The organism is Streptomyces sp. SolWspMP-5a-2, assembly GCF_900091845.1.
In the GTDB taxonomy this organism is placed as follows: domain Bacteria; phylum Actinomycetota; class Actinomycetes; order Streptomycetales; family Streptomycetaceae; genus Streptomyces; species Streptomyces doudnae.
In genome coordinates, this window is record NZ_FMCI01000325.1 from 14,946 (window position 1) to 38,736 (window position 23,791).

General features: G+C 66.7%; 15 protein-coding genes and 1 pseudogene. 8 read left to right on the forward strand and 8 right to left on the reverse strand.

The annotated features are described in order from the left end of the window. Window positions 1-136: 136 nt before the first annotated feature. Window positions 137-841, forward strand: a complete 705-nt coding sequence (locus tag GA0115242_RS32280; RefSeq protein WP_093834834.1) for a hypothetical protein — start codon at window positions 137-139, stop codon at window positions 839-841. A gap of 72 nt (window positions 842-913) precedes the next feature. Here the strand turns inward: GA0115242_RS32280 and GA0115242_RS32285 are convergent, their stop codons facing one another. After that, window positions 914-2,809 carry an N-acetylmuramoyl-L-alanine amidase gene (locus GA0115242_RS32285; RefSeq protein ID WP_093834866.1) on the reverse strand — a complete coding sequence of 632 codons (1,896 nt, stop codon included), beginning with the start codon at window positions 2,807-2,809 and terminating at the stop codon, window positions 914-916. Window positions 2,810-3,248: 439 nt separating this feature from the next. Here GA0115242_RS32285 and GA0115242_RS32290 point away from each other — a divergent pair, with 439 nt between their 5' ends. After that, complete coding sequence (locus GA0115242_RS32290) at window positions 3,249-4,352, forward strand: winged helix DNA-binding domain-containing protein (RefSeq protein WP_093834836.1); 1,104 nt, start codon at window positions 3,249-3,251, stop codon at window positions 4,350-4,352. Between the two features lie 505 nt (window positions 4,353-4,857). Here GA0115242_RS32290 and GA0115242_RS32295 read toward each other — a convergent pair. Further along, the gene (locus tag GA0115242_RS32295) at window positions 4,858-5,499 is read right to left on the reverse strand and encodes a hypothetical protein (protein WP_093834838.1); all 642 of its coding nucleotides are present in this window, start codon (window positions 5,497-5,499) and stop codon (window positions 4,858-4,860) included. Between the two features lie 370 nt (window positions 5,500-5,869). On the opposite strand from GA0115242_RS32295, the gene GA0115242_RS32300 reads away from it, so the two are divergent. The 4 genes from GA0115242_RS32300 (at window position 5,870) to GA0115242_RS32315 (ending at window position 14,473) form a co-directional block, all read left to right on the forward strand. Beyond that, window positions 5,870-6,235 (forward strand): hypothetical protein, encoded by a 366-nt coding sequence (locus GA0115242_RS32300; RefSeq protein WP_093834840.1) that lies wholly within the window; start codon window positions 5,870-5,872, stop codon window positions 6,233-6,235. 506 nt (window positions 6,236-6,741) lie between these two features. Beyond that, on the forward strand, window positions 6,742-9,045 hold the full coding sequence (locus GA0115242_RS32305) for a DISARM anti-phage system protein DrmE domain-containing protein (protein WP_141721827.1): 2,304 nt from the start codon (window positions 6,742-6,744) through the stop codon (window positions 9,043-9,045). Window positions 9,046-9,162: 117 nt separating this feature from the next. Further along, window positions 9,163-12,618, forward strand: a complete 3,456-nt coding sequence (locus GA0115242_RS32310) for a hypothetical protein (protein WP_093834844.1) — start codon at window positions 9,163-9,165, stop codon at window positions 12,616-12,618. Window positions 12,619-12,628: 10 nt separating this feature from the next. Next, complete coding sequence (locus GA0115242_RS32315) at window positions 12,629-14,473, forward strand: hypothetical protein (RefSeq protein ID WP_093834846.1); 1,845 nt, start codon at window positions 12,629-12,631, stop codon at window positions 14,471-14,473. Window positions 14,474-14,731: 258 nt separating this feature from the next. Here GA0115242_RS32315 and GA0115242_RS32320 read toward each other — a convergent pair whose 3' ends face one another. The 3 genes from GA0115242_RS32320 to GA0115242_RS32330 are packed head-to-tail and all read right to left on the reverse strand — an operon-like array spanning window position 14,732 to window position 19,400. Continuing rightward, window positions 14,732-15,388, reverse strand: a complete 657-nt coding sequence (locus GA0115242_RS32320; protein WP_093834848.1) for a hypothetical protein — start codon at window positions 15,386-15,388, stop codon at window positions 14,732-14,734. A gap of 5 nt (window positions 15,389-15,393) precedes the next feature. Then, window positions 15,394-17,052, reverse strand: coding sequence for a DEAD/DEAH box helicase family protein (locus tag GA0115242_RS32325; RefSeq protein WP_093834850.1), 1,659 nt, complete (start codon window positions 17,050-17,052; stop codon window positions 15,394-15,396). An 11-nt stretch (window positions 17,053-17,063) separates the two neighbouring features. Next, a complete protein-coding gene (locus tag GA0115242_RS32330) occupies window positions 17,064-19,400 on the reverse strand; it encodes an ATP-binding protein (RefSeq protein WP_093834852.1) in 2,337 nt (778 codons plus the stop codon). A gap of 238 nt (window positions 19,401-19,638) precedes the next feature. Between GA0115242_RS32330 and GA0115242_RS32335 the strand changes: the two genes are divergently transcribed. Next, a complete protein-coding gene (locus GA0115242_RS32335; RefSeq protein ID WP_093834854.1) occupies window positions 19,639-19,827 on the forward strand; it encodes an AbrB/MazE/SpoVT family DNA-binding domain-containing protein in 189 nt (62 codons plus the stop codon). Here GA0115242_RS32335 and GA0115242_RS42025 read toward each other — a convergent pair whose 3' ends face one another. The 3 genes from GA0115242_RS42025 to GA0115242_RS32350 all read right to left on the reverse strand — a co-directional run bounded on the left by GA0115242_RS42025 (window position 19,828) and on the right by GA0115242_RS32350 (window position 22,676). Continuing rightward, window positions 19,828-20,256 carry a very short patch repair endonuclease gene (locus tag GA0115242_RS42025; RefSeq protein WP_237549430.1) on the reverse strand — a complete coding sequence of 143 codons (429 nt, stop codon included), beginning with the start codon at window positions 20,254-20,256 and terminating at the stop codon, window positions 19,828-19,830. It lies immediately after the preceding gene. Window positions 20,257-20,606: 350 nt separating this feature from the next. Continuing rightward, complete coding sequence (locus GA0115242_RS32345) at window positions 20,607-21,908, reverse strand: DNA cytosine methyltransferase (protein WP_093834858.1); 1,302 nt, start codon at window positions 21,906-21,908, stop codon at window positions 20,607-20,609. Between the two features lie 534 nt (window positions 21,909-22,442). Next, complete coding sequence (locus GA0115242_RS32350; RefSeq protein WP_093834860.1) at window positions 22,443-22,676, reverse strand: hypothetical protein; 234 nt, start codon at window positions 22,674-22,676, stop codon at window positions 22,443-22,445. A gap of 200 nt (window positions 22,677-22,876) precedes the next feature. Here GA0115242_RS32350 and GA0115242_RS32355 point away from each other — a divergent pair. Next, window positions 22,877-23,791, forward strand: a pseudogene (locus GA0115242_RS32355) (hypothetical protein); the annotation flags it as partial.

Sequence of the window (23,791 nt, forward strand, 5' to 3'; positions counted from 1 at the left end):
GGAGCATCACGCCTTGTGACCACCGTAGGGCAGACCGCGTTCTCCGCCGCAACCCCCTTCCGGCACGACGAGCCTCCCGCCATCTCCCCTATAGGCTCGGTCCGTTGCAGGACGGACGGGCTGGAGGATGTCGCCGATGGTGTTCGGCAAGCGAAAGTCGCGGGAGCAGGCACCCCTGGTGGAGGCGGTCGGCTGGGAGGACGTGCGGCGGATCACCATCGGGAGGACCGAGCGGTCGGTCCCCTTCGCCAAGCCGCAGCTCGGGCGGCTCGCGGTGCGTGTCCCGCGTCGGACGAAAGACGTCAGCACCTACGCGCCCTGCGCCTACTTCAGGACCGACCATCCTTCACACCCGTTGGTCGAGCCCGTCCTCTACGAGGACGAGGCGGCCCAACGGGTGCTGTGTGCCGTGGACGACCCGGTGGACGTCGGCGACGAGATCCACCGGATCGTCCGGGACGGTGAAGGACAGGCCGTCGGCACGCTCCGCCGGATTCCCCCCGCGAAAAAGCTCGTCCACCACACCTGGCGCGTCGACCAGCCGGGACGGCCCGAGATCGCGGGGCGCAGCCCGTGGTCGCTCCGGCACAACACCGCCCGGGGCCTGGCCATGCGGGGCCTCGTGTCGACCCTCGACCTGGTCCTGGAGCTGGCGGCGGACGGCGACACTCCTGCCAACCAGGGCCGCGCTCTCGAATGGCACTGCGAGGACGACCTGGTGATGACCTCCAAGGGGCTCCCTCAGCACGACAGCAGCCTGGACATCTCGATCAAGGTCGGCTGGCTGGACCGCCGTCTGGCCTTCGCCGTGGCGATGGTCCCGGACTTCCCTGACGCGTGACCGGACGATGACCGCCGGGGCGCGGGGAGCCGACGAACGGCCCCCGCACCCCGGCGGTCGGAGCATCGCCCGTCAGGAGACCCCGGCCGCGTCGGCCAGGACCACCCGGTGGTTGTACTGGATGGTGTAGTAGCGGGCGGCCCCGGTGACGTAGGTGTCGTCCGAGGAGAAGAAGTCGTCCGCGGGGGCGGGCGGTGCCGTGGCCACGTACGCCTGGCCCGCGGGGAAGGTGTACACGGTCAGCGCCTTCTGCGCCGACGGCGAGCGCCCCGCCGGGTACTCGGCGGCCTGCGGGTAGCCGGAACCGTACAGCGTGGCGCCGTCGGGACCGGAGCGGACGACGGTGACGCCCTCGGCGGGCTCGGTGTTGGCGCCGCCCGGGTTGTGGAACCAGACCTTCGCGCCGCTGAACCAGATAGCGGTCCAGTCGCCGTCACGGTCGGCGACCACGAACTGCTGACCGGCCTGGACCGTGCTGCCCCAGTCGTGGATCACGTCGGAGCCGGAACCGGCGCCCGGGTGCACGGCCGGGTCGGCGAAAAGGGGTGCCGTGGCGCTGGGCCCGGTGCGCACCGGCAGGAAGTTGGCGGGCTCGGTGCGCTCGGTGCAGGCGGTGGTGGCGCCGGTCGGGTCGTCGTCGGGGCAGACCTCGACGGTCTGCTCGTTGCCGCCGAAGTCCGGGGAGACGGTGACGGCGTCGCCCACCTCCGGGCTCTTGCCGTCCCGGACGGTGGCCGGGGCGCCGACCATCGTCATGAAGGAGCGCCAGTCCCAGTAGGGACCCGGGTCCCAGTGCATTCCGGCGACGTAACTGTCCTGCGGGCCGGGCACGTTGTCGTGGCCGATGATGTGCTGCCGGTCCAGCGGCACGTCGAACTTGGCGGCCAGGTACTTCACCAGGTCGGCGGTGGTCCGGTACTGCGTCTGCGGGTACCAACTGGCGCCGTGCGCGGCGAAACCCTCGTGCTCGATGCCGATCGAGTGCATGTTGAACCAGTAGTTGCCGGCGTGGAACGCGATGTCCTTGGTCGGCGTCATCTGGGTCACGGCACCGTCGGAGGAGCGCACGACGTAGTGCGCGGAGTCGCCGCTGCCCGCCGTCTGGAACGTCTTGATCGCGGAGTCGTACGACGACTCGGTGTCGTGCAGGACGATGTAGTCGACCTTGACGCCGTCGCCCGGCCGTTCGGCGACCTGGCCGTTGGAGGCGGCCGCGGCCAGGAAGGAGCAGTCGACGGTGGGCGGGCACTCGGTGTCGTCGGCGACGACGCTCGCCTTCAGCTTCAGCGCCGCGAGCTGGCGCCCCCGGTCCGGGCTCACCGCACGGGTGGCCGCGAGCTTCACCCGCTGCCCGCCGTCGACGCCGCGGGAGGCGCCCTCGCCGATGGTCGCGAAGACCCGGTCGGCGAACGCCTGCGCGGCCTTCCGGTCGGTGGACCGGCTGTACCTGGCCACCGCGCCGTACCAGTCGGCAGGGTCGGCGGAGGTCGAGCCGGTCAACCGCTTCTGGTACGAGGCGAGGAGGGCGGCGCCGCCGCGGATGTTCTCCCTGTCGTCGCCGCGCAGGCGCTCGGCGGAGGCGCCGGTCAGCTCGGCCGCCTCCGTCAGGGTGTGCAGGGCGGGGTCCGACGTCAGGGCGGCGAGGTCACCGCGGCCCACCGCGCCCGCGCCGCCGCCGGAGACCATGCGCTCGGTGACGTCCGTCAGGTTCATCGGGCCGTAGCCGCCCGAGGTGTTGTACTTCCCGTCGTGGTCCTCCCACTGGGACTCCTGGTAGGAGACGCCCATCAGGACCTGGACCGGGACGCCGAACTCCTTCGCCGCGTCGGCGAAGGAGGTCTGCCGCTCGGGAGAGGCGCCGTCGTCCAGCGCGGCCTGCGCGACCGACGGCAGGGTGACGCAGCCCGCCACGACGACGCAGCCCGCCACGATCCCGGTGAGCGCTCTCCGGGAGGGCTTCTTGTGCAGCGTTTTCCGCAAGGAATGTCCTCCGGTGAAGGTGTTTCGGTGCCGACACACGGGCGCGCCCGGCGGGACCGTCCTCACGGGGAGGCCGTGCCGCGTGCGCCGGCGGACGCCCGTCCGGCAAAGGAGACGTAAGAAAAGGTGTCCAGGAACACCGGAAACACGCTCCCCGCACGAACACCGCACACCCTCCACACCGGTACCTCGGACGCCCGGTTGCTGCAGCGGGGACGCGAGGTCACGGGGGCACCGGGCTGCGAGGTCACCGGGCTGCGAGGTCACCGGGCTGCGGGGGTGTCGGGCGGCTGGGATGTCGGCACGCGGGGCTATCGCGCTGGCCGTTCCTGATCCCACCCCGAACCCACCCCCTCCCTCTTACCTCCCCCTCCCGGGTCCGCCGAACTCCGCCCGACGCGAGGGCGATCTGTGTACCTTCGGCCCCATGTGCTCACTCAGCCACGAGCAGGCGAGAGCCTTGCGCAGCCGGGCGCAGGGCATCGGGGGCGGTGTCAGGTACGGTTCGGCGGCCGAAGTGGTCGAGCGGGTCCTCGCCGTGCAGGCGCAGGATGTCCGGGCCGCCGCGCTCGGCATCCGGGCACGGGCGGACGGCCTCACCGCAGCAGATGTCCGGCGGGCCCTCGAAGAGGATCGGACCATCGTGCGCGCCTGGTTCCTGCGCGGCACCCTGCACACGGTCCCCAGCGCCGACCTGCCCTGGCTCCTGGGACTGCTCGGCCCGCACTTCCTGCGACTGGGCGCCCGCCGCTACCGCGAACTCGGCCTCGACGAGAACCTGTGCGACCGGGCGGAGGCCATCCTCGTCAAGGCGCTCGGCGACCACGGCCCCGCCACCCGGGCCGAGTTGACGGAACACCTGGCGCGGATCGGGGTGGCTCCCCGCGGTCAGGCCCCCTTCCACCTGATCCGGCGGGCGGCCTTGCGGGGGCTGGTCTGCCACGGTCCGGAACGCGACGGCGAGGCCACCTTCGTGCTCCTGACGGACTGGCTGCCGTCGCGGAAGGACGGCCCCCGAGGCGAGGCGGCCGAGACCGAACTGGCCCGCCGATATCTGCGCGCGCACGCCCCCGCCTCCCCCGAGGACTTCGCCAGCTGGTCGGGACTGCCGATGACGGCCGCGCGACGCGCCTGGCGGGCCCTGGGTGCGGCAGGCCACCTCACCTTCTGCCACATCGCCGACGAGGCGTCCACCCTGCCCACGGAACACGTGCCGGAGATGGACCTCACGCCGTCCGCCGCCCCCGACGTACGGCTGCTGCCGGCGTACGACGACTACCTGGTGGGCTACTGCTCCCGCGCCCTGTCCGTTCCGGCCGCCCACGAACGGCAGGTGTGGCCGGGCGGCGGTCAGATCCGCCCCGCGGTCGTAGCCGACGGACTGGCCCGCGGCACCTGGACCTCGCGCACAAGCAGCACGGACACCGACGTCTCCCTGTTCGCCCCGGACTCCGAAGAGGCCGCGGCCCTCGCGAAGGGAATCGCGACGGAGAGCGCCGACGTCGCCCGTTTCCTGGGGAGCCCCCGGTGACGGCGCCGCTGCACGACCTCCCGACGAAACAAGAAACCCCAGGTCACAGACAACGCGACCTGGGGTTCAAAACGGAGCCGCCTTCGGGATTCGAACCCGAGACCTACGCATTACGAGGCCACGAGTGATCGTGTTGCCTGATGACGGCTGATACCGCGTGATGCTGTTGTGCCTGATCAGACCACGTCCGCCGTGCTGAGTGCCGGTACCTCGTGCCGCACCGTCCAAAGGCGTCCGGCCACCCCTGGCAACCCACGCCGCGCTTCAACACCTGCAATCGGCCATTGGCAGACCTCCACAGACTACGCGAGGAGACAAGATTTCGCGCGCGACCGGCTCAGGACAGACCTCGTCGCGAACGCCGTCGCCGACCAGGATATTTGTAGTGTGGCTGCAGATCACCCGACTTGCAGGCGGATACCGCAGCGAAAGCCCTGCGAAAAGGATCGACAGGTGAGCCGCGCCCGAGACCGACGCGATCCCACTGCGTGGTGGAAGGAGGGGGTCACTGGGGGTCTGTGACGGTCACGTCGTAGGTGAGCGTCCACGGTTGGTGACCCGCGCGACGGCAGCGCACCCACAACCGTACCGGGGCGCCAACGTAGCGTTCGCGCCAATACGAGGGATCGTTCCAGGACGGGGCGAAGGACTCTTCCAAGGCATACTTGAGCCAGCCACCTAGCTCCAAGGGGACGGCGGGCACCATGCGGCCGTTGGGGGAAGCGCCATCGACACCCGGCTTGAAGCGGCTGGGGCCCCAGATGGTCTCGTCGACCTGCTCCTGGGTGGGCTCGCCGGCGGGGTTGGCGATGTGGGTGTAGCCGTCATCGCGGATCTCGATCTCGACCGCGTCCAGGCGTTCCAGTGCGGGCGGCCCCTCGAAGGTCAGCAGCAGGCTGGCCTGGCTGGTGCTTGGACCGAGCCTGGTAATCGTGACATCGAAGCGTGGGGTCATCTCGTGATGCCATCGCTCCCGCTCGACCTGTGCCACCGAATCTGCGGTCGCATTCGCCCGGTCCGCGGCCCGATTGGACGCGTGGGCCGCCTGGTTCGCGGTACGGCCGATCCGCAGCGCGATGACCGCTGTGCCGAGTCCGGCCAAAGCGGATACCGCGCTGAGGCCGTCGGCCCAGGACACATCTGCCATGGCGAGACAGGCTATCCCCTGCCCGAGGGGGCACGCTGCCCTCTTGGAGCAGTTCGGTCGGACCCGGAACGACTTGGGAAGCGCGGGCAGGCTGGCAGCGCCCATGACCCCCTCACACCGCATGTCCGAAACAACTCGCCCCGGAATGCAGTTACAAGGCGAGCATTAGAATTTAATTTACGCCACGAGGATCCCAAATATGCATCGCCGAGTTAAAACGGGCATGCTCCACATCTCACAAGGCCCTGACCTGCAAGGACTGGAGATTCCTCCTTTCTCATGGGACCGAGTTGACGTCACCCCTCGCCGCACCTTCTAATTAATGAGCACTGCGCGGAATTATCTACCGTATTCTCATCAGAGGACTGTCATGCCTATCGACCCTCGCGTACCGCTCGCCGTAGATGACATCCGCAGACGCCTCGCGGACACCGACTCGATCTCCCTGCCCCGCCGCGAGCTGACAAAAGTCTGGCGCCACGCTGACGCCCTGCGCCTCTTTGAGTCCTGGAAGCATGATCCGCCGGACGAGAGGGATGCATGGGCTGAGATGATGAAGCCGCTGCGGGCTCGCTTGAGTAGGGGGCGGGCCATGGAGCTGCAACTCGCGCTGGAAGAGGCTGGCATTCACTGCGATCCCGCCTTGGGGCGTCTGACCTCCATGACAGCCGTGGTGCGCATCTACCGGAAGTGGCGCGACCCCAAGAGCACTGCATGGAGCGCGGCAGCTTCGTGAGCGGACGTCGAGGTCTGTGCCGCTCAAGATCCTTCTCACCGCCGAGGAGACAGGGCGAGGGACGTCACGACGCCCCTCAGCACTCAAGGCCCTGTCCGCGAGTGACCTCGCGGACGAAGTCGGGGCGGGCTGGTAGGCGGCTGCCCCGCGCGGCCCCCACGCTCGGAACATCGGACTCCGGCCGGCCCGTTCCACTGACCGCGCGATCACCCCAGACCGCGATCGATCACCCCTGACCGCTCGCACGGCGTCATGGAGCTACGGGCGGCCAGTACGAGTACGCGCCCCTCAACCTGCGATGTCACGCGGGTGATCCCCGCAGGAAGCCGGACTCTTGTCAGTCCGGGCCTCTATGGTGGTAAGTGAAGATTCTGTGTCTGGGGGAAGGCCGGTGCGTGATGGCCACGAGGGGCTGGAGTGGCCTTTCGGATGTGGTCCGACGTGGCAAGCTGCGGCGGCGGGTCTCCGGTGTGGGCATCCGGAAGTTTGGGGCCACCCGATTCGACGTGGAGCTGCTGGAGGCCGTCGACGCCGCCAGCGCACGGGGAGTGCCGCTGGCCTTGGTCATCCCTCTTCCCGCCGCTGATACCCCGATCGCGCTCGGCGCCGCCAGTCTGGTGGCCCAGATCGTTCGAACTGGTGGTCTCGATGTGACCGCGACGGTGGTCTCCAAGCGGCTATCACAGCGTGCAGCATATGACCAGCTCTACATCGACAGTCAGCGGCTTGCCGATTTCATCCCGCGGGCGCGGCTTACGGCTGACGGCAGAGTGGAGGTCATCGGCGGTCCTGTTCGTGACCGGGCCGGTCGGCTAGTCCTCACGTCGGATATGGACCGGGTGAGCAGCCGTGGAGCGCTGGTAATCGATGGAACTGCGGCTGATGTGGGTGATCTGGAGCCGCGTCTGCGCCAGTGCCGTGACCTGGTCTACATCACCGACACGCCGTTCGACTCAAACCTCGACGCCATCCGGGAGGCGGGCGGTGTCGTGTGGGCGTTCGACCCACCATCGTTCAGAGATCTGGCGGCGCCTTTCAATCCGAGCGAAGGGACAGGCGAGTTCGCGGCTTCCTCGGAGTTGCTCCATGCCACCGCTATGACCGTGCGTGTCGTGCGAGCGCCCGAGGCCTCGACATCGCTGGATCAGGCATTGAATGGCACGTGGAAAGCTCTAGGACGGCTCGCCGCCGCGACCGGCGGGTCGGAGAACCTCGCGATGACGCATGCGGTTCGCTGGGCGTGGGGAGTCCTGTCCACATTCAGCCTGTCAGTCACCACTCCCGCCTCCTACGACGCCTGTGTCCGACGAGGACCCTTCTCCATCTTGCTGGGGGATGCCACTAGCCACGCGAGGGCGGTATCCTGCCAGAGCGCGGGGCCAGCCCGGGAGGCCTGGGCTGTGGTCGCCGATGGGTTCGCCGACGTCTACGAAGCCGCCCGGGAACGGCCGAAGTTCACTCTCGTGCAGGACTGGGTCCGTGAGGAGGCCAGGCAGCGCGGGACCGGGATGGTCGTCACGCGCAACCAATCGGCGGTGTCGGCGCTGACGGCCGACTTGGACGAGTCGCCAATGGTTCCGCATGGCTGGGCGGAGCGGATCCGAGTGGTCTCCGTCCGTGACCTTGCCTGCGGACGGGTCTCCAGTCTGCCAGTGTCGTCGATGCTGATCACAGGTCCGCTGCCGCGTGCCTATGCCAGTTTGCTGGCCGCTCCTGCGGCGACGAGGCTGCTGGTCACAGCCGCCGGGGAATGGGAGGCAGGGCGTGCGGCGCGGCAGGCGACAACCACATTCCTGGCACTGAGCGAGTTGCGCGCGAAGACTGCGGCGGAGAGCACCGCCCGGCTCGGGGCCCACCCAATCGTGGTCCATCCGGCTGATCCGAACGTCGTCGTCCGGTTGGACGCCAGCATAGTCAAGGCCGCCGACGTGGCGAGGGACGTGAACGACTCGCCGTGGGAGCCGTTCGGTCTCGATGTCCTGAAGGTCCTAGCCAGGACCGGGGCGGTGAGTTCCGACGCGGTGGAGACCCCGCCGCCGGCGCGTGGCAGTAACGGTGACTCCTCGGTCCGAATTGACGCGATCACCGTGGAATTCGCCGACGGCCGCGCGATGCTGATGGATCCCAACGACGTGGTTTATCGCAGGAGGCAGAACAACACGCGCCAGGTCGCGGCCAAGTCCCTCCAGGCCGGTGATGTCGTCGCGCTCGTCGACGCCGCCGCGCGCAGGAACCTGTTCGACTCGATCATCGATGTCCTGTCGGAACTGCCCACGTACGCACCACTCGCCGCGCTGATCGCGTTCTGGCACGAGCGGGTCGCGCGCGTCTCCGACAGCAGTTGGACCTATGGGGAGATACTCGCGGCGATGCGACGCAACGCCGATCCGACGACGATCACGAGCGAGCAGACCATCGGGACGTGGGTCCGCAGGAACTCCGAAGGCCCGGAGGACGCGGCTGACGTCAGACGCTTCGCGGAGGCGGTCCGCGACACCGAGTTGCTCCGCCGCGCGGACTCGGTGGGCAAGGCGCTGTGCACGAGCCGCACCATCCACCGGACGGTCGGACGCTGGCTGTCCGGGCAGATCACCGGCGCGCGCGTGGACGACCACGACGCGTTGATCGACCCGGCCCTCGGGATCCACGTCGCCGACCTCCTCGAGGCCGTGACGTTGCACCGGGTCACAGCCGTCCAGGCCAAACCGGCGCGCGTTCCAGCCAGCGCGATCGGCGTCCTCATAGAGCAATCCGCTATCCCGGGGCTGACGGCCCCTCAATCAGCGAGGGGAAACCGCGCGCTCACCTAAGCGAATCAGGCTCAGCGTATGTGGCCTGACCCACCCCATGCCTCCGGGCGCGCGATGAAGTCCGCGCCCAAGGCGCCTTCCATGTCCTTCGTATCACTCGGGACGGAGCGAGAGACGATGGCCACCACACCGGCGGCACCCGCAAACGGCAATACTGCTTTGAACTTCGAGGCGAAGATCCGCGACGCGCTGCTCGCCTCGCTCGAACGGCACATCCTCACCGAGGCAGCCGGGGGGCAACTGCCCGCCCGAGTTCGCCTCACCGACGCGCAGAGGCGCGCGATCTGGCTCGGACAGCTGTCCAGCGAACCGCAGTTGACTGTCGATCGAGTCAGGGGCCTCAGCGGAGATCGCCTGGTCCCGGCGGCGCAAGGATTCTCATTCCGGCTCGCCGGGTCGGCTCCCGCCGAGATCGACGTCGAGGTCAGCTTCGCGGTGTACATCGCGTTGCACGCCTCACAGGCCGAGCAGCGCGCGTTCACACACGCGGTCACGGACGACGTCGACCCCTCCGCAGCCGCTAAGGCCGCCGCCCAGGTGGGCGGGAAGACACCCGGCCGCCAACTGGCCGCAGTCTGGATGAAGGTGCCCGTCGGACCGGTCAGCGTGCGCGTGGAGGTCCACGACGGGGCACGCGGATCGACGCGCTTCGGCGCCCAGGCCGTCGAGGACGCGATTCGAGCCGCTGTGCGGCCAGCCGCAGGTAGCGAGCCCTTTCGTCCCCGTCGCACGGCATCACCAGTCGGATCCCTGCCACGCGACGCCGACATGGCCGACGACCCGGCATGGGCGTCGTACTGCGCCAGCAACTTGATCGCGGCGGCCGACGCCGCCCTCCCCCAATTCGCCGCCGCGCTCGACGTCGACGTCTTGGCGACCGAGGCGGGACGCGACGTCCTGATCACTCTCGTGAACACCACGCCGCCCGAGGATGCCCAGTTCGCCGATCAGGCTCGTATGATCCCCTTTGACCGGAAACACCTGGACACCCGGCTCTACGAAGCCAGAGTCACGGCGCGCACCGACGCAGCTCTGGCCCCGTACACCCTGGAACAGGTGGCGAACTCCCACCGCTACGACCGCACCGTACCCGCTTTCGGGCAGGCCGCCCCGGTGGTCGCGGGAATCGACCCCGCAACCGGCGTGACGACGTTCGAATCCGGTTATGGGGCGACTGCCCTGACCCAGCGCCCCCACCCCCGGACAACCTCTGACGGGGGCAAGACCATCGACGCCAGGTTCGACGCTGTGATCGCCGACCCGGTCGTGGCGGTCACCGCGATCGTCGACGCCCATGCCGCGTGGGTAGTCGAGCACTGGTCGGATGCCGCCCTGACTGCACGCGCGACAGCTAGAGGCTGGAGCGACGAAGCCATCGCGGAGGCCAAGAGGGATGCCGACACCGCCCGGGACGAGGTTGAGTGGATCCGCGCCGGCGTCCGCACCATCGAGCGCGACGAGGTGCTGCGTGAAGCCTTCGTCCTCGCCAACCGAGCCATGCAGATGGTGGGCGCAAGCAAGGGCTACGACTCGTGGCGCCTGTTCCAGATCGCCTGGATGGTCGGCTGCCTGCCAGCCGTCGCGGACCCAGAGGCCGATCCCAGCGTTCAGATCGAGACCGTGCAGACTGGTGGCGGTAAGTCCGAGGCTTACCTCGGTGTCATGCTCATTCACCTGTTCCACGCCCGCCTCACGGGAGAAACGGCCGGCGTGAACGTCTGGGCGCGCTTCCCTCTGCGACTGCTGTCCACGCAGCAGACCGCTCGCTTCGCCGAAGCCGTGTTCGCGGCCGAGGTCCTGCGCCGAAACGATCCGCGGATCAGCGGCGGAGATCCGTTCGGTGTTGGCTTCTTCGTCGGTAGCACCAACACGCCCAACCGTATCTATGCGGCCAACAGTCAGTACTCGAACGGCGTCGACCCGCACTCGCCGAAACTCGCCGAACGCTGCCGTGTCCTGGAACATTGCCCCGCTTGCGATCCGTCCGGCAGCGGCCGCAAGGTCCTCGTCCAGTTCGACGAGGCTAGTTGGACCATGCGGCACATTTGCCAGAACCCCGCGTGTCCGCTCTCCGGAGTACTGCCAATCTGGGTCGTCGACGATGACATTTACCGAAACGCCCCGTCCGTACTAGTCGGCACTGTCGACCGGCTCGCTCAGATCGCCCAGAACAAGGCATTCCAGATCATCTTCGGCCAGGCACAGTCCCGATGCCCTCGCCACGGATATACACCGGACCCGACCTACTGCGCCGTCTTCGGCTGCAAGGCCCCGCAGGTGCCGATGCCACCCGGCTTCGGGTCTCTGCGCTGCGAGATCGCCGACGAGCTGCACCTCCTGGAGGAGAGTCTTGGCGCCCTCGACGGCATGTACGAAACGCTCCTGCAGCGGATCGGCACCAGGCTTGGCAACCGGCCCCTCCACATCGTGGCCGCGACCGCCACCCTTGAGGGCTACGAGAACCAGGTGCTCCATCTCTACCAGCGTTCAGCCCGCCGCTTCCCCGCCCCCGGCCCTGACGCCGGCGAGACGTTCTTCTCCTACACCGACCCCGAGGATCCCTTGCGCCGCTACGTCGGAGTGCGGCCTCGCGGCATCACCATGGTCACCGCCGCCGCAGAGGTGACCCGTATGTACGCCGCATGGCTTGAGCGATCCATCGCGAACCCCGCCTCAGCGGCCGCCGACGCCGGACTCAACCACGCCGATCCACACGCCCTCTCGGTAGTGGAGAAGGCACTACGCGATGACTACGCGGTCCTGCTCGGGTACTGCCTACGCAACGAGGACCTCTCCTCGTACACACGCGACGATCGCGTCAGGTCCCTGGTCGAGACCAGCGACAACCTCGCGATCATCTCCGGCAGCGCCGAGCCCGCCGCTGTCCGCGAGGCGGTCCGTCGGCTCGGTGCTCCACCAGAGGACCCCAGCCGCCGCATCCGGCTCATCGCCGCCACCAGGGCGATCGGCCACGGCTTCGACTCGCCGCGTCTCGGCGTCATGGTTCTAATGGGCACGCCCACTCAAGCGGCGGAAGTCATCCAGGCCACGGCTCGGGTCGGTCGAACCCACCCCGGCTTGATCGTGCATGTGTTCAATCCGTCACGAGACCGCGACGCGTCTGTCTTCCGTTACTACACGGCGTGGATCACCTATCTCGATCGACTCGTGCACAAGGTACCGGTCAACCGCGAGTCGCTGCCCGTGCTCCGCAGGGTGCTCTCTGGAGCGCTCATGGCCTGGACGCTCCAGGTCTACGAAGTCGCATGGACCAAGTCGGGCAAAGGCCGATACGCCCTCAGCAAGTCCGACCAGTTCCGCAAGGCCCTCGACACAGCATTCCTCGATCGGACTCGCCTGATCGAAGATCTGTCAGCCGGCCTCGGCCTGAACCCAGCTAACCCCTACCACGACATGCACCGCACGGAGGTCGTTCGGTACGTCGACGCGATGATGTCCGTCGTGTCTGTGTCCGGCGAGTCCAACACGAGGACGGCCGACCTCCTGGACCCGTCAGTCCCGCGTTCGCTGCGCGACATCGAGGCACCGATCACCATTCACGGAAACGTGTGAGGAGCGCTCCATGACCTACGACACGTTGAACCGCAGCGCCACCCAGGCGCTGTGGAACCACATGCCAGGCCAGCCGTACAACTGGGACAACCAGGTGTCCGTCATCGGCGAGCCGCCCCGACACGCCGCACCACTCGATGTCCCGGAAGCATGGCTCGCCCCCCAGTTGAAGCGACTGATCCAGCCCTTCGCCCAACAGCATTCCGGAATTCCGAACTCCGGTCCGGAACTCGACATCATCGAGCGTGGGCAATACAGCATCGTCGAGGCCCATGACCTGCAGGCATCACGATTCCCAAACACATTCATCTGCCGCGAGTGCGGCCACCTAAGCTCCGTCAATCCCACCAGTCAGACGCCCACTTGCCCCCTCGGACACGGCCCCAAGCCTCAGTTCCAGTTCGCCGAAGCGCATAACTGCGGCCTGCTGCGCGAGATCCGGGCTCCCAGATGCGCTAACAATTGTTCCGGGCCGATGCTCCTGCGGAACTGGCGCGTGCTGGACACCCGCCAATGGGTGTGGCAATGCGGCAAGTGCGGCACGCGCGCGGAGCGACGTGTTGTCTACTGCCCCGACTGCAAGACCAGTCCCACGTCTGTGCTGCGCGTGCCACAAACCTCCCTGCACTATCCGCAGTCCTTGACCGTGATCAATCCGCCCACACGCTCCGAGTACACCGGCATGAAGGGCGACACGATCGGCGCCGCCGCCGTCGGACAGCTCATCGGAGCGGTTGCCCCGGGCCTCGACGCGCTTCGCGCCGCGACCAGCGGAGGCAGTGGTGACGACACACTGGCGCAGGTCAAGGTCACCTGTGAGGCGCTCGGGATCCACCCCGGCGATCCTTTGTACGAGTCGATGATGGACAAAGCGCGTCAGGCCGCCGTGTCCGTAGGGGGTTGGCAGGAGGAGGTCGAGGCTCTCGCGCTTCCCCCAGAGACTCTAGACGTCATCGGCGACGAGGCGTTCTCCCTCACCCGCGCCGCAGCGGCGCCGTCGCTCGACGTCGATGGCCTGCTGCGGAACCCCCCGTCGGCCGACCTGATCGCTACGTATGGCGAGTACCGCGAGTTGTTCGACCGCTACAAACTGGCCGACGTTACCTTGCTGCGCGAACTTCCAATCGCAAACGTGGTCGCTGGCTACACACGGATCTCGGCCCACGCCGTCCAGCAGACACGCGGCGGCGACAAGGGCACGTGGTTCAAGTTCTTCCCAGCGTCCAACAGCAGGTACCCCATGTACGGCAAGCGGACCGAGACGGAGGGTTTACTCGTCCGCATCAAGCCTCTGGACGTAATCCGCTGGCTGGTCGACTCCGGCGTCGTTCCCGACCCTGAGGTCACGGACGAATCGAACGCGTACAAGTGGCTGCTGCGAGTCCGAGAACCCGTCGTCGATGTGTTCAACGCCCCGGAGCAGCGGATCACCCGCAGCGTCCTCGGCTTGGTCCACTCGATGTCTCATCGGTTCATGAAGGCCATCGCGGCCCGGTGCGGACTCAATATCGACTCGCTCGCCGAGTACCTCTTCCCCTCAGCGCTGGCGTTCCTTGTCTACGCCAACACTCGCAGCGACTTCACGTTGGGCGGCATCGAGCACGTATATCGCTACGACCTCGCCGACGCGTTGTCCGAGCTCGCCGCCGATCCGCGGTGCGTCTTCGACCCGCCGTGCCGCCGCTCCTTCGGAGGCGCATGCGCGGCTTGCTTGCACACCAGCGAAATCTCCTGCGAGCGGTTTAATACGGTTCTAGACCGCAACCTCCTGTTCGGCACCCTGCCCTCTGTAGATGGCACGGATCCCAGCGGGGCACCGGACGAAATCACATGGCAGGCGTTCTGGGCTCCGTGAGCCGTGGGCCTTCATCGCTTGGTGAAGGCCCACCTAGCGTGCCCTTGCGGACGTTCAAGGTAGTGGTGGCGGGATAGGGCGACGAGCCCCTCGGGCAGCAGGAACTCGCCATGCCTGCCACCAACTTGGGTCCATCACCTCACCAGCAGTTCGTCCTGCTTTCGATCTCCCGCCCCTAGCGCGGCCACGACCTGGCCCCGAACAAACCGCTGACCGCGTCAGAGCCTCGGACGTCCCGTTATGGAGAGTCGCCCGAGGCTAGTCGATGAGGGTGGGCTGCGATGGGCCATGGCCACCACCTGCCGCTCCAAGGTAGTCAGGGTTCGGGATCATCTCGCGGTGTAGGTACCGCAAGTCCGCGCCGCAACGCTCAGCGACTCGTTTCTGTCGCGTGCGCTCAGCCGTGGAGACGGTCTCACCGTTGCGGGTCGTGATGACGATCGCGGGCCGCTCCACCGAGTCGATGGCCTCGTTCAGCGCGGCCCAGACGAGGTCACGAAAGGTTCCAGCGCGGCCCCAGCAAACGTACCGAGTGGCGTCGCCAGCGATGGCATAGCAGTGGTTCGGCTTCTCTCCAACCGAATCGGGCTTCATCGCCCAGCCGCTGCCACATGCCGCGCGGACAATTTCCTCCGGCCCCTGGAATCTATTTACCGCATAGCGAACATAGCTTCCGATCCCCTCCTGTGCTCGGGCGTACTCCTTCATCGGAACGTCCTTGATCCAGACCCTGGCGTCCTTCTCAGGCCCGTAAGAGAGCAGGACTCCACCAACCTTGGGATCCTCGATCCATCTCCGGTACTGGTTCGTCTTCTCGGTGTTGCTCAAGAACTCCCAGTCCAAGTCGTTGGCCTGTTGGTAGATCTCAATGAGGAGGCGTTCGCGAATAGGCGCAGGCAATTGCTGCAAGGCCACGGTGATTACTCCTGGGGGGCGCGGGTGGCGGGGAACTGGAGTCGGTGCTCGTCGTACGCGGTCTCAAGACTGGCCGCGTCCTTGATCCACTCATCCATGAGCGTGGCCACCTTCTGGTCGCTGAAGTCGATGTTCGACGGGGTGATCTTCCTGAGGGTCTCGATCTCACCATCCCCGTCAAGCGCACGCTTGAGCTTGAGCGCGGCGGCGATGCGGCGGAGGTCGCTGACGAAGTCCAACACCGTGACTCGCTCCTTTCCATCGCGCAGGCGGAGCCCTCGCCCAAGCTGCTGAACGAAGATTCGGCGGGAGTGCGTGACTCGTGCGAAGCAGAGGATATTCACGTCCGGCACATCGACGCCCTCGTTGAGGATGTCGACCGCCGTCAGGATGGGCACCTCGCCGGCGCGGAAAGCAAGCAGACGGTTCTGCCGTTCCCTCTTGGCGAGTCCCGCGTGAATAGCGAGCGCACCTGACCACAGGGGGGTGCGCCGCAGCATGTCAGCGAGCCGCTCCGCGTGTTCGATGGTGCGGCAGAAGACGATGGCTCGGGGATTGGCCGTGGCGGCCCAGGCGGTGGCAAGCTCGTCACGGATGGCCTCGTCTCGCTGCGGCAGGAAGAGCTTCGCGTTGAGTTCGGCCAATCCGTATGAGTGGTCACTGGCCTCGCGGACGATGTCCCAGTCGATGTCGTCGACGAACAGGCGATAGTCGACCTGGGCGAGGTAACCGCGCCTCATTCCCTCCTCGATCCCCAGGCTGAAGCTGGGGGCGCCGAGCTGATGGGTGATGTCGTGCTTATCACCGCGCCACGGGGTCGCGGTGACGCCCAAGTGGCGTGCCGATCTGAGGAGCTCCAACAGCTCGTCGTACTGGCCTTCCTCACCTACATGGTGAGCTTCGTCGATCATGACGAGCTCGGGGCGGTACCCGAATCGCGCGGCTGACAGCGCCGAGCCGACCGTCGCGCAGGTAAGCCCAGAGAGGTCATCAGGACGGGTGTCGCCCGTGAGGAGCCGTGTTGGAACGTCTTTGGGTAGGTGCCGCCAGAGCGCCCGCTCTAGTTGCTGTACGAGGTCTTTGGCGTGTGCGACAACCAGGACCTGGTCCTGCGGAGCGCGTCGCAGGTGCGCCGCGATCACCTCGCCTCCGACGACCGTTTTACCCAGGCCCGTGGCCAGCACGAGCAGTGCACGACCAGAGGCATCGAGGTCGACGGTCAGCGCCTGGAGTGCCTCAGCCTGATAAGGCCGAGGCGTCACTCGTCCGAAGCGGGGCGGTACCCGGTCGAAACTGGTCGTTAGGTCTGTTCCGCCCCACAAAAGGATTCCAGGACCAAGGCGTGCCAGATTCGCCACGCGCTGCCGAGCGTCAGGGCTGAAGCGAGTGTTGGTGACGACGACCGCCTTGTGAGCGCGATAGTGATCCCGGGCGCGAGCGACCTCGCCCACCGCGTCGGCTCCTACAGCTCCGCGTCGCTTCCACTTGCACTGGACTACCCAAGTCTCGCCCTTGCGGAGGGCGAGAATGTCACCGCCCTCGTCGCCGGAGCCGTCGATGTTGGACACATCGGAAAAGCCCAGATGCCACAGCAGGCGCTCGATACGACGCGGAAACTGCAGTGGGCCGGAGTCCAGCAGGGAGGCGGCGTCGAGGAATTGCATTCCGCTCTCCCCTACGTGTTGTCAGCGAGGTCGCGCGCGATGAGGCGGCAGCTGATCCTGATTCGGGCCAACTCCTCGACGTCGAGGCGGGGGCGGTGCTGTTCCAGCAGCGCGAGGTCCCACAGAGGGTTAAGCAGTCGCTCCACGACGAGCTCTCGTGCCCCGGGATCACTTAGAGCGATGTACCCGCGCTTAAAGACGCACCCATCAAGGAAGGTCTCCGGGGAGTCCTGGATGATGCGAATGACGGCGCTGGCCGGAACGTAGCGGATGAACTCGCCATTGGAGATCGCGTCGTTCCAAGGGGACGCTCCACCGGCCTCGACCGCGAACCGGCGTTCGGCGTCGGCTCGTTCGTCCTTCGTGAGGAGCAGCCAGTGCACCGCTGGGTTCGCCGAGACGGGCGCCACCATGGCCATACGCACCTGTTCGAGGAGCCGCTCGGATTCCTCCGCCGTAGCCGCCGGCGTCAGCCTGGGGCTGGAGGTGTGGGTCTTGAGCTGCGCGACGATCTCACTCAGAGGCATCGGCACGTTGTTCGCCCGTACTCGCATGAACTCCGCGACCTCGATGAGCGCCAAGTCGCGCATGTCCGTCCCATATTCACGGAAAAGTGAGTGCCCGGTGTCGACGAATACCTCCAACTGTGGGGCTCGGACCATCGAGACGATCACAGGCGCGGGCCGCCCGTCTTTGGTGACCAGATGCTGGCCACTGACCGCCCAAGCCGTCAGATCCACGCGGCCCAGGTCTTCGAGGTAGTACGGGCCCGTCAGGTCCACGATGGGGTCGGCGTGGTCTCGGTATCGCTGGAGCCGTTGGTCCAACGTCTCCACCGGTGCGGCTTCATCCTCAGGCGGTTCTTGGCCCGTCGTGGTCGTGTCGGGCTCCGCACCGCCTTCAGTCTCGTCATCCGGATCGAGGAAACCAGCGCCGACGCCGGGGAGGATGTCGTCATTCCCCGGTTCCGGATCCACGGCTATCGGGTTGTCGTGTTGGTAGGCCGCGCGATACCACACCTCGTCGGTCTGGTACTCGGCGGATCCCTTCCGCATTAGCGCGGCCCACTTAGCGGCCGTGTCGTGGAGAGCGTTGCGTCCGTCACCAGGGATCAGGTAGTTGAGCCCCGGGTCCTGGCGGCGGAAGCCCGCGTAGAGCAAGGCAAGAGGGCTGCGGTTCTCCGGCAGTCCGAGGTTCTTCGCGATCTTTGGACGCAGAGGGCTTGTTCCCCTCACCTCGCGCAGGATTTGCCGCCATTCGGCGGTCTCGAACTCAAACGCGGTCTTTTGATAGTTCGGAGCGACATGATCGCAGTGGATCTCACCGACAATCCGGCCCATCTTCACGACTCCGGAGTCGATGGGGTACTCAGGATCCGGCTCGACGAGACCGTCCTCGTCTTCCCAGTAGAAGACCCGCTTGTCCTTGAGGAGGATCTTTCGTCCGTTGCGAAGGAAGTCCAGCCCGTAGTCGGTACGGTGGACGTACCGCTGGATCCCGATCCAGCCCCAGATCCTGCGCTCCCTTAGCTCCAAGCGGTCCTGGCCGCACTCCTCACATCGCTCAGCGTCGCCGGAGCTCCAATACCCGCAAGCCATGCAGGCGTTCTTGGGGCTCAGCTCGCGATCGATCTTCTGGACCGCATGGATCTCCACGCCCTGGCGCGTGACGGTCCGCTTCTCGTCCCAAACACAGGGCAGGCGTGGCCTTACTTTCTTGCCATTGAGAGTGAGCAGGAAGCCCTTCTCCGACAATAGGTAGCTGTAGACGTCTCCGAGCTTCTCCCGGATCACGTTCTGCGTCTGCGGGCGACAGAGCGTGGCGTACTGCTCCTGCTTCAAGTCGCTGATGGTGACCGTAGTGCCATGTTCTTCACGATTGGTTTTGGGCACTGTGCGGTACGGTGCCTGATACTTGGAGGAGTTGGCGATCTGCACTAGGTCCAGGGTCACCTCGACCCAGTCCGAGTCACCCGCCCGACTGGTACGCACCGTGGTACGCCGCCCGAGTCGCGCCGTGCTGATGTTGAAACCCATGCCGAACAGGCCGAGGGAACCGTGCCGGCCGTTGCTCGTCCAGCCCGCGCTGATGGCGTTGGTGACTGCCTCAAGGCTCATGCCTCGGCCGTTGTCCTGAACCGTGATCTCAGCTGTAGCACGCTTCGAGTTCGCCGGAGGGAGCGAGACCGCGACCGAGGGCCGCTCCACCGTCTCGCCGGCCGCCTGGAACTCATCGAAGGAGTTATCGATCAACTCGGCCAGGCACTGCCAGTGCGAGAACTCGATGTCGCCGAGCACACCCAGGATGCGCGGGTGTGGGGTGACATTGATGTACTGGTTCTCGGTCACAGTCGGCCCCCGTCTTCGTCGTGAACACATGCCTGGCAAGCGGGACGTAAAGCGCGCCCATCAGCGTCAAGCTGCCCACCGCCGACCCGGGTCAGGCACGCTCCTGGAGCATTCGTCAGCATGCCGTCAACCCTAATGGGCGCCACCGACACCTGCGGGACAAAGATCTCGAAACCCCTGGTGATGCCGCCCCGCCCCGAGGAGTCCCTCTGGTCCGCACGCGTGCAAGACTCGCCTCATGATCCGGGAACCCGCGCAAGTCACCATCGATGCGAGCGGCCGGGTGCAGATCCCCTTGGGGATTCTCGCCGAGGCAGGTCTCGATACGAAGAGTCCCGTCCTCGCGTACAGCGATGGTGACGGCCGTATCGTTCTGCGTAGGTTGAACGACGCCATCGATGACCTACTGCTCGGCGAGGAGCTGTGACTACGCCTCGCCGGTCACACCGCGGACCGCTGAGATAACCCGCCGGGCCACGTCCTCCGGCGCCTCGTGTTCCCAGGCCCTGATGACCGTCCAGCCCGCTTGCTCCAGGATCCGGTTGGTCTCAGCGTCCCGCCGCTGGTTGTCGGCGAACTTCTCCCTCCAGAAGTCCGTGTTCTTGGTCGCTGGTCGGTGATGTTCCGGACAGACGTGCCAGAAGCAGCCGTCGACGAAGACCGCTACTCGCGCCTTCGGGAACAGCACATCAACGCTCCGCCGGAGGCCTTGGACCGGCTGTGCGTGGACCCGGTAGCGGAGCCCTTCCTTGAAGAGAAGCGACCGGAGGGCCTTCTCAGGCTTCGTGTCCTTACCACGGTTGCCCCTCATGGAGGCACGGACCGCGGGAGTCGAGGCTATCGAGTTGTCGGGCAAGGTCTCCTTCCTCAAGAGGCCCTTATCCCAGGCCAAGCGCCAGCCCTCAGCAAGGTTGGCCGCACGAGTGTCATGTTCGACCTCGCCCAGGTAGCGCTCCGGGGACTTCCGTCCATCGCCCCAACGTAGTACCGCGCGGATACGCCGAGTGTTGGGCAGGATCCTCAACGAGACCGAGGCGTGAGCCACGCGGCCGTTACCCAGGTCAACTAGACGCCGGTGGTGACCGCCCGCCGCTTTGTCCTGCTCAGCGGCTAGAGCTTTCCGAGCCCGTCCCGCCCGTCCCTTCCAGGCACGGTCTGGAGGCATCTTGTCATTCCACCGGTTCTGATGCGGTTTAGGCGCATCGCTCACGGCCTTGGCCTCTGCGCAGTATCGAGGGCCTTCGCTACCGCATCGGCGAATACCGCACCGAGCTTCACCGGGACCGCGTTGCCCAGTTGCCGCATCTTCTCCCCACGAGGGCCTTCGAGCTTCCAGTCATCAGGGAATGTCATGACGCGGGCGGTCTCACGCACGGTCATGTACCGGTGCTTATAAGTAATGCCTCCTGGGGTTTCCAGATCATCGGTCAGCATGACCGACTCGCCACCAGGGACACCATGCACGCCGGCCTTCACAGTTTTGGCCGGACGGTCCAGCTCATTGGGCGTGTGGCCCTTGTAGATCCGAGCATCGGGCCAGCCGATGTGGTCGGTGAACCCCCCCGCGCGATACTCGCGGCGGTCCAGCCTGTCCCAGGGGATCTTCGGCAGGGGCTTGCCCTCGTTCTCATCAATGCCGGCGATGGCGTCCCGGAAGGTACGCCAGGGCTTCGATCGATCCGAATCGAGTGGAACGTCCTTGGGGATCCTGGCCATGACCCGGTCAATCACACGCGGGTCAACATCATGACGTTCCCAGTAGGAGCCGTTGAGCATGGACCGGAACAGCGCCTCCTGCGAGTACTGGGGAAGCACGTCCTCCCTGAACTGGTCGATATCAACCCCGAGATCCTCCCGAAAGGCGACGATGATGATGCGGTGCCTGATCTGGGGAACCCCGTAGTCGGCGGCGTTCACGCGTGTCATCACCACCTTGTAGCGCTCCGAGGGGTCGCTCGCGGCCGCGCGCCCAGCATCGATGAGGATCTGGTCGTGCTCCTGCCAGGTGGCCTCCGGATCGCGCAGCTCGAACGGCATCTCCATCTCGCGCAAGATGTAGTCGAGGTAGGGCTTGAACGATGGCCTGAGTAGTCCGACAACGTTCTCGCAGATGACGGCCTTTGGGCGAATCTGGCGCATCGCCTTGAACATCTGCGGGAACATGTTCCGCTTGTCCTCGTCCCCCTTGGCGATCCCGCCCAGACTGAACGGTTGGCACGGCGGACCGCCGGCGAGCACGTCAACCCGACCGAGCAGATAGCTCATATCCAGGTCCTGGACGTCCCCCGCCACCAGCGGCCACGGCTCCCCAGGCTCAGGGATGCGCTCCTCGTCACCTCGGAGCTTGGCCCCGTTCGCTTCCAGAGTCTGACAGGCCCGCGGGGCGAACTCGTTGAACAGCAATGGCCGGAAGCCCGCCCCATGGACCGCCATCGCCAGGCCACCCGCGCCCGCGAACAGCTCGACCCCGGTGCGATCTTGCTTTGGCTCTTCTTGCAGTTCAGACATTGCGAAAGCATACCGCGGAAATTGTGATTCGTGTGACCGTTTAAGAGAAAGTTCACCTCATTCCCACGACTGGCCGAGGATGGTTCGATCGGCGATCCCAAGCCGTTACCGTCGTCCCCTCCGGGGTCGCGGACCAGAGGTCGGACACCCCGGATCCGAGGCTCAGGGGCATCCGCGAGGAACGAGCCCAGGTCGGCAAGGGGAAGTGAGCCCTCCGACTCACGTACCACCAAGCCCAATCGCGCGAGCCGCTCACCGAGATCATCCGGAGGCGGTTCCAGCCCATCCTTCCGCCACGCATGGCCAAGGTCACAAGAAGTGCCAATCGTCTACCGCAGCCGGCGGACCGGTCCGATCAAACTGGGGCCCCGGAGAGGAGCCGACATCGCACACTCGCCTCGCGTATCCGGCCCACGTCGGTCCAGGAATGAGGGGGTACGCGAGGCAGCCCGGCGGCCGCCCTCGCGTAACGCCCTGGTCGGGGCCGACGCCCCGGTACCCAGCGGACCCACCGTCTCCCGCATACCGAGGCGCTCACGGGCGCGGCGGCCTGCCACGCCAGGCCGCGAAGAGGCCCAGCCCGACGCTGGTGACCGCGGTGAACGCCTCGGGGCCGGCCAGCATGAAGACGCCCGTCACCAACGTGATCAGGATCAACAGGGCAACCAGGTCAAGTACCCGATCGCGGGTCGGCGCCTCCGGTACGGGCCCGGACGTGGGGGCGGCCTGAGGGACAGCGTGCGAGGCGGGCTCTTCGATTTCATCCATGCGCCCAGCACATCAGCCTCATCCGTTATGCCCCGACCAGCACGAACAGACCCGGACAAGCTCGATCGTCGCAGGCCATCGCCGTAACGCGTGGAACTCCGGGCGAACACCCACTCTGTATGGTGGTGTTCGGCGGAATTCGGTGATGTTCGGCAACCAGCGTCATACGCTGAGTCCCACAGACCATCGGGGGGACGTACGTGGCGCATGAGGACGTCTCCGAGGCCGCGTATCAGCGGGAACTCGCGGACTTCGCCTCCCGGCTCCGGAAGCTGAAGATCGAATGCGGCAACCCCTCCCAGCGCAGCGTCAGCGATGCCGCACCCCCGGGACCGTCACTCTCGGTCTCCGCGATCAGCGAGGCTCTCAACGGAAAGCGTCTGCCGAGCATCGACTTCCTGCTCGCCCTCGTCCGGACGCTACTCAGCCTCGCGAACGACAACCAGTCCCCTGCGGGCCGGAATGATCCAAGGGTCGAGCCCTGGCGCACGGACTGGACCCGGCTCGCGCACCTACGTGACGAGGCCCGGCACGCGTCGACCACGCCCGAGTCCGTGCGGCAGCCGGTCGTGGATGGCGCGTCGCAGCCCCCAGTACAGGTTGGCGAAGCGTCGGCACCGCCGACGAACACGGCCGCGTCGATCCAGAATCAACAGCCTTTGAGGTTCCGTCACACACCACTGGTCCTGCCCCACTCCGGCTTCGTATGGTCGGTGGCGTTCTCGCCCAACGGCAGCCTGATGGCCACCGGCAGCGCCGCCGGGAACGTGCTGCTCTGGGATCCCGTTACCCGTCAAGCGGTCGGCAAGCCGCTGCCCGGCCACACCACGACCGTAAGGTCCGTCGCGTTCTCCCCGGACGGAGGTCTACTGGCCGCCGCCAGCGACATCGGCACGGTACGGCTCTGGGATCCAGCGACCTATGAGGAGGCCGGAGCCCTCCCGACCAAGAAACAGGAAGGTGTCACGGCCGTCACGTTCTCCCCCGACGGCACTTTGCTCGCTACCGCCAGCTATGACCGCACGGTACGCCTCTGGGATCGGGACACCTACGAGGCGGTCGGCAAGCCACTGATCGGCCACGCCCGCCCTGTAACAGCCGTTACGTTCTCCCCC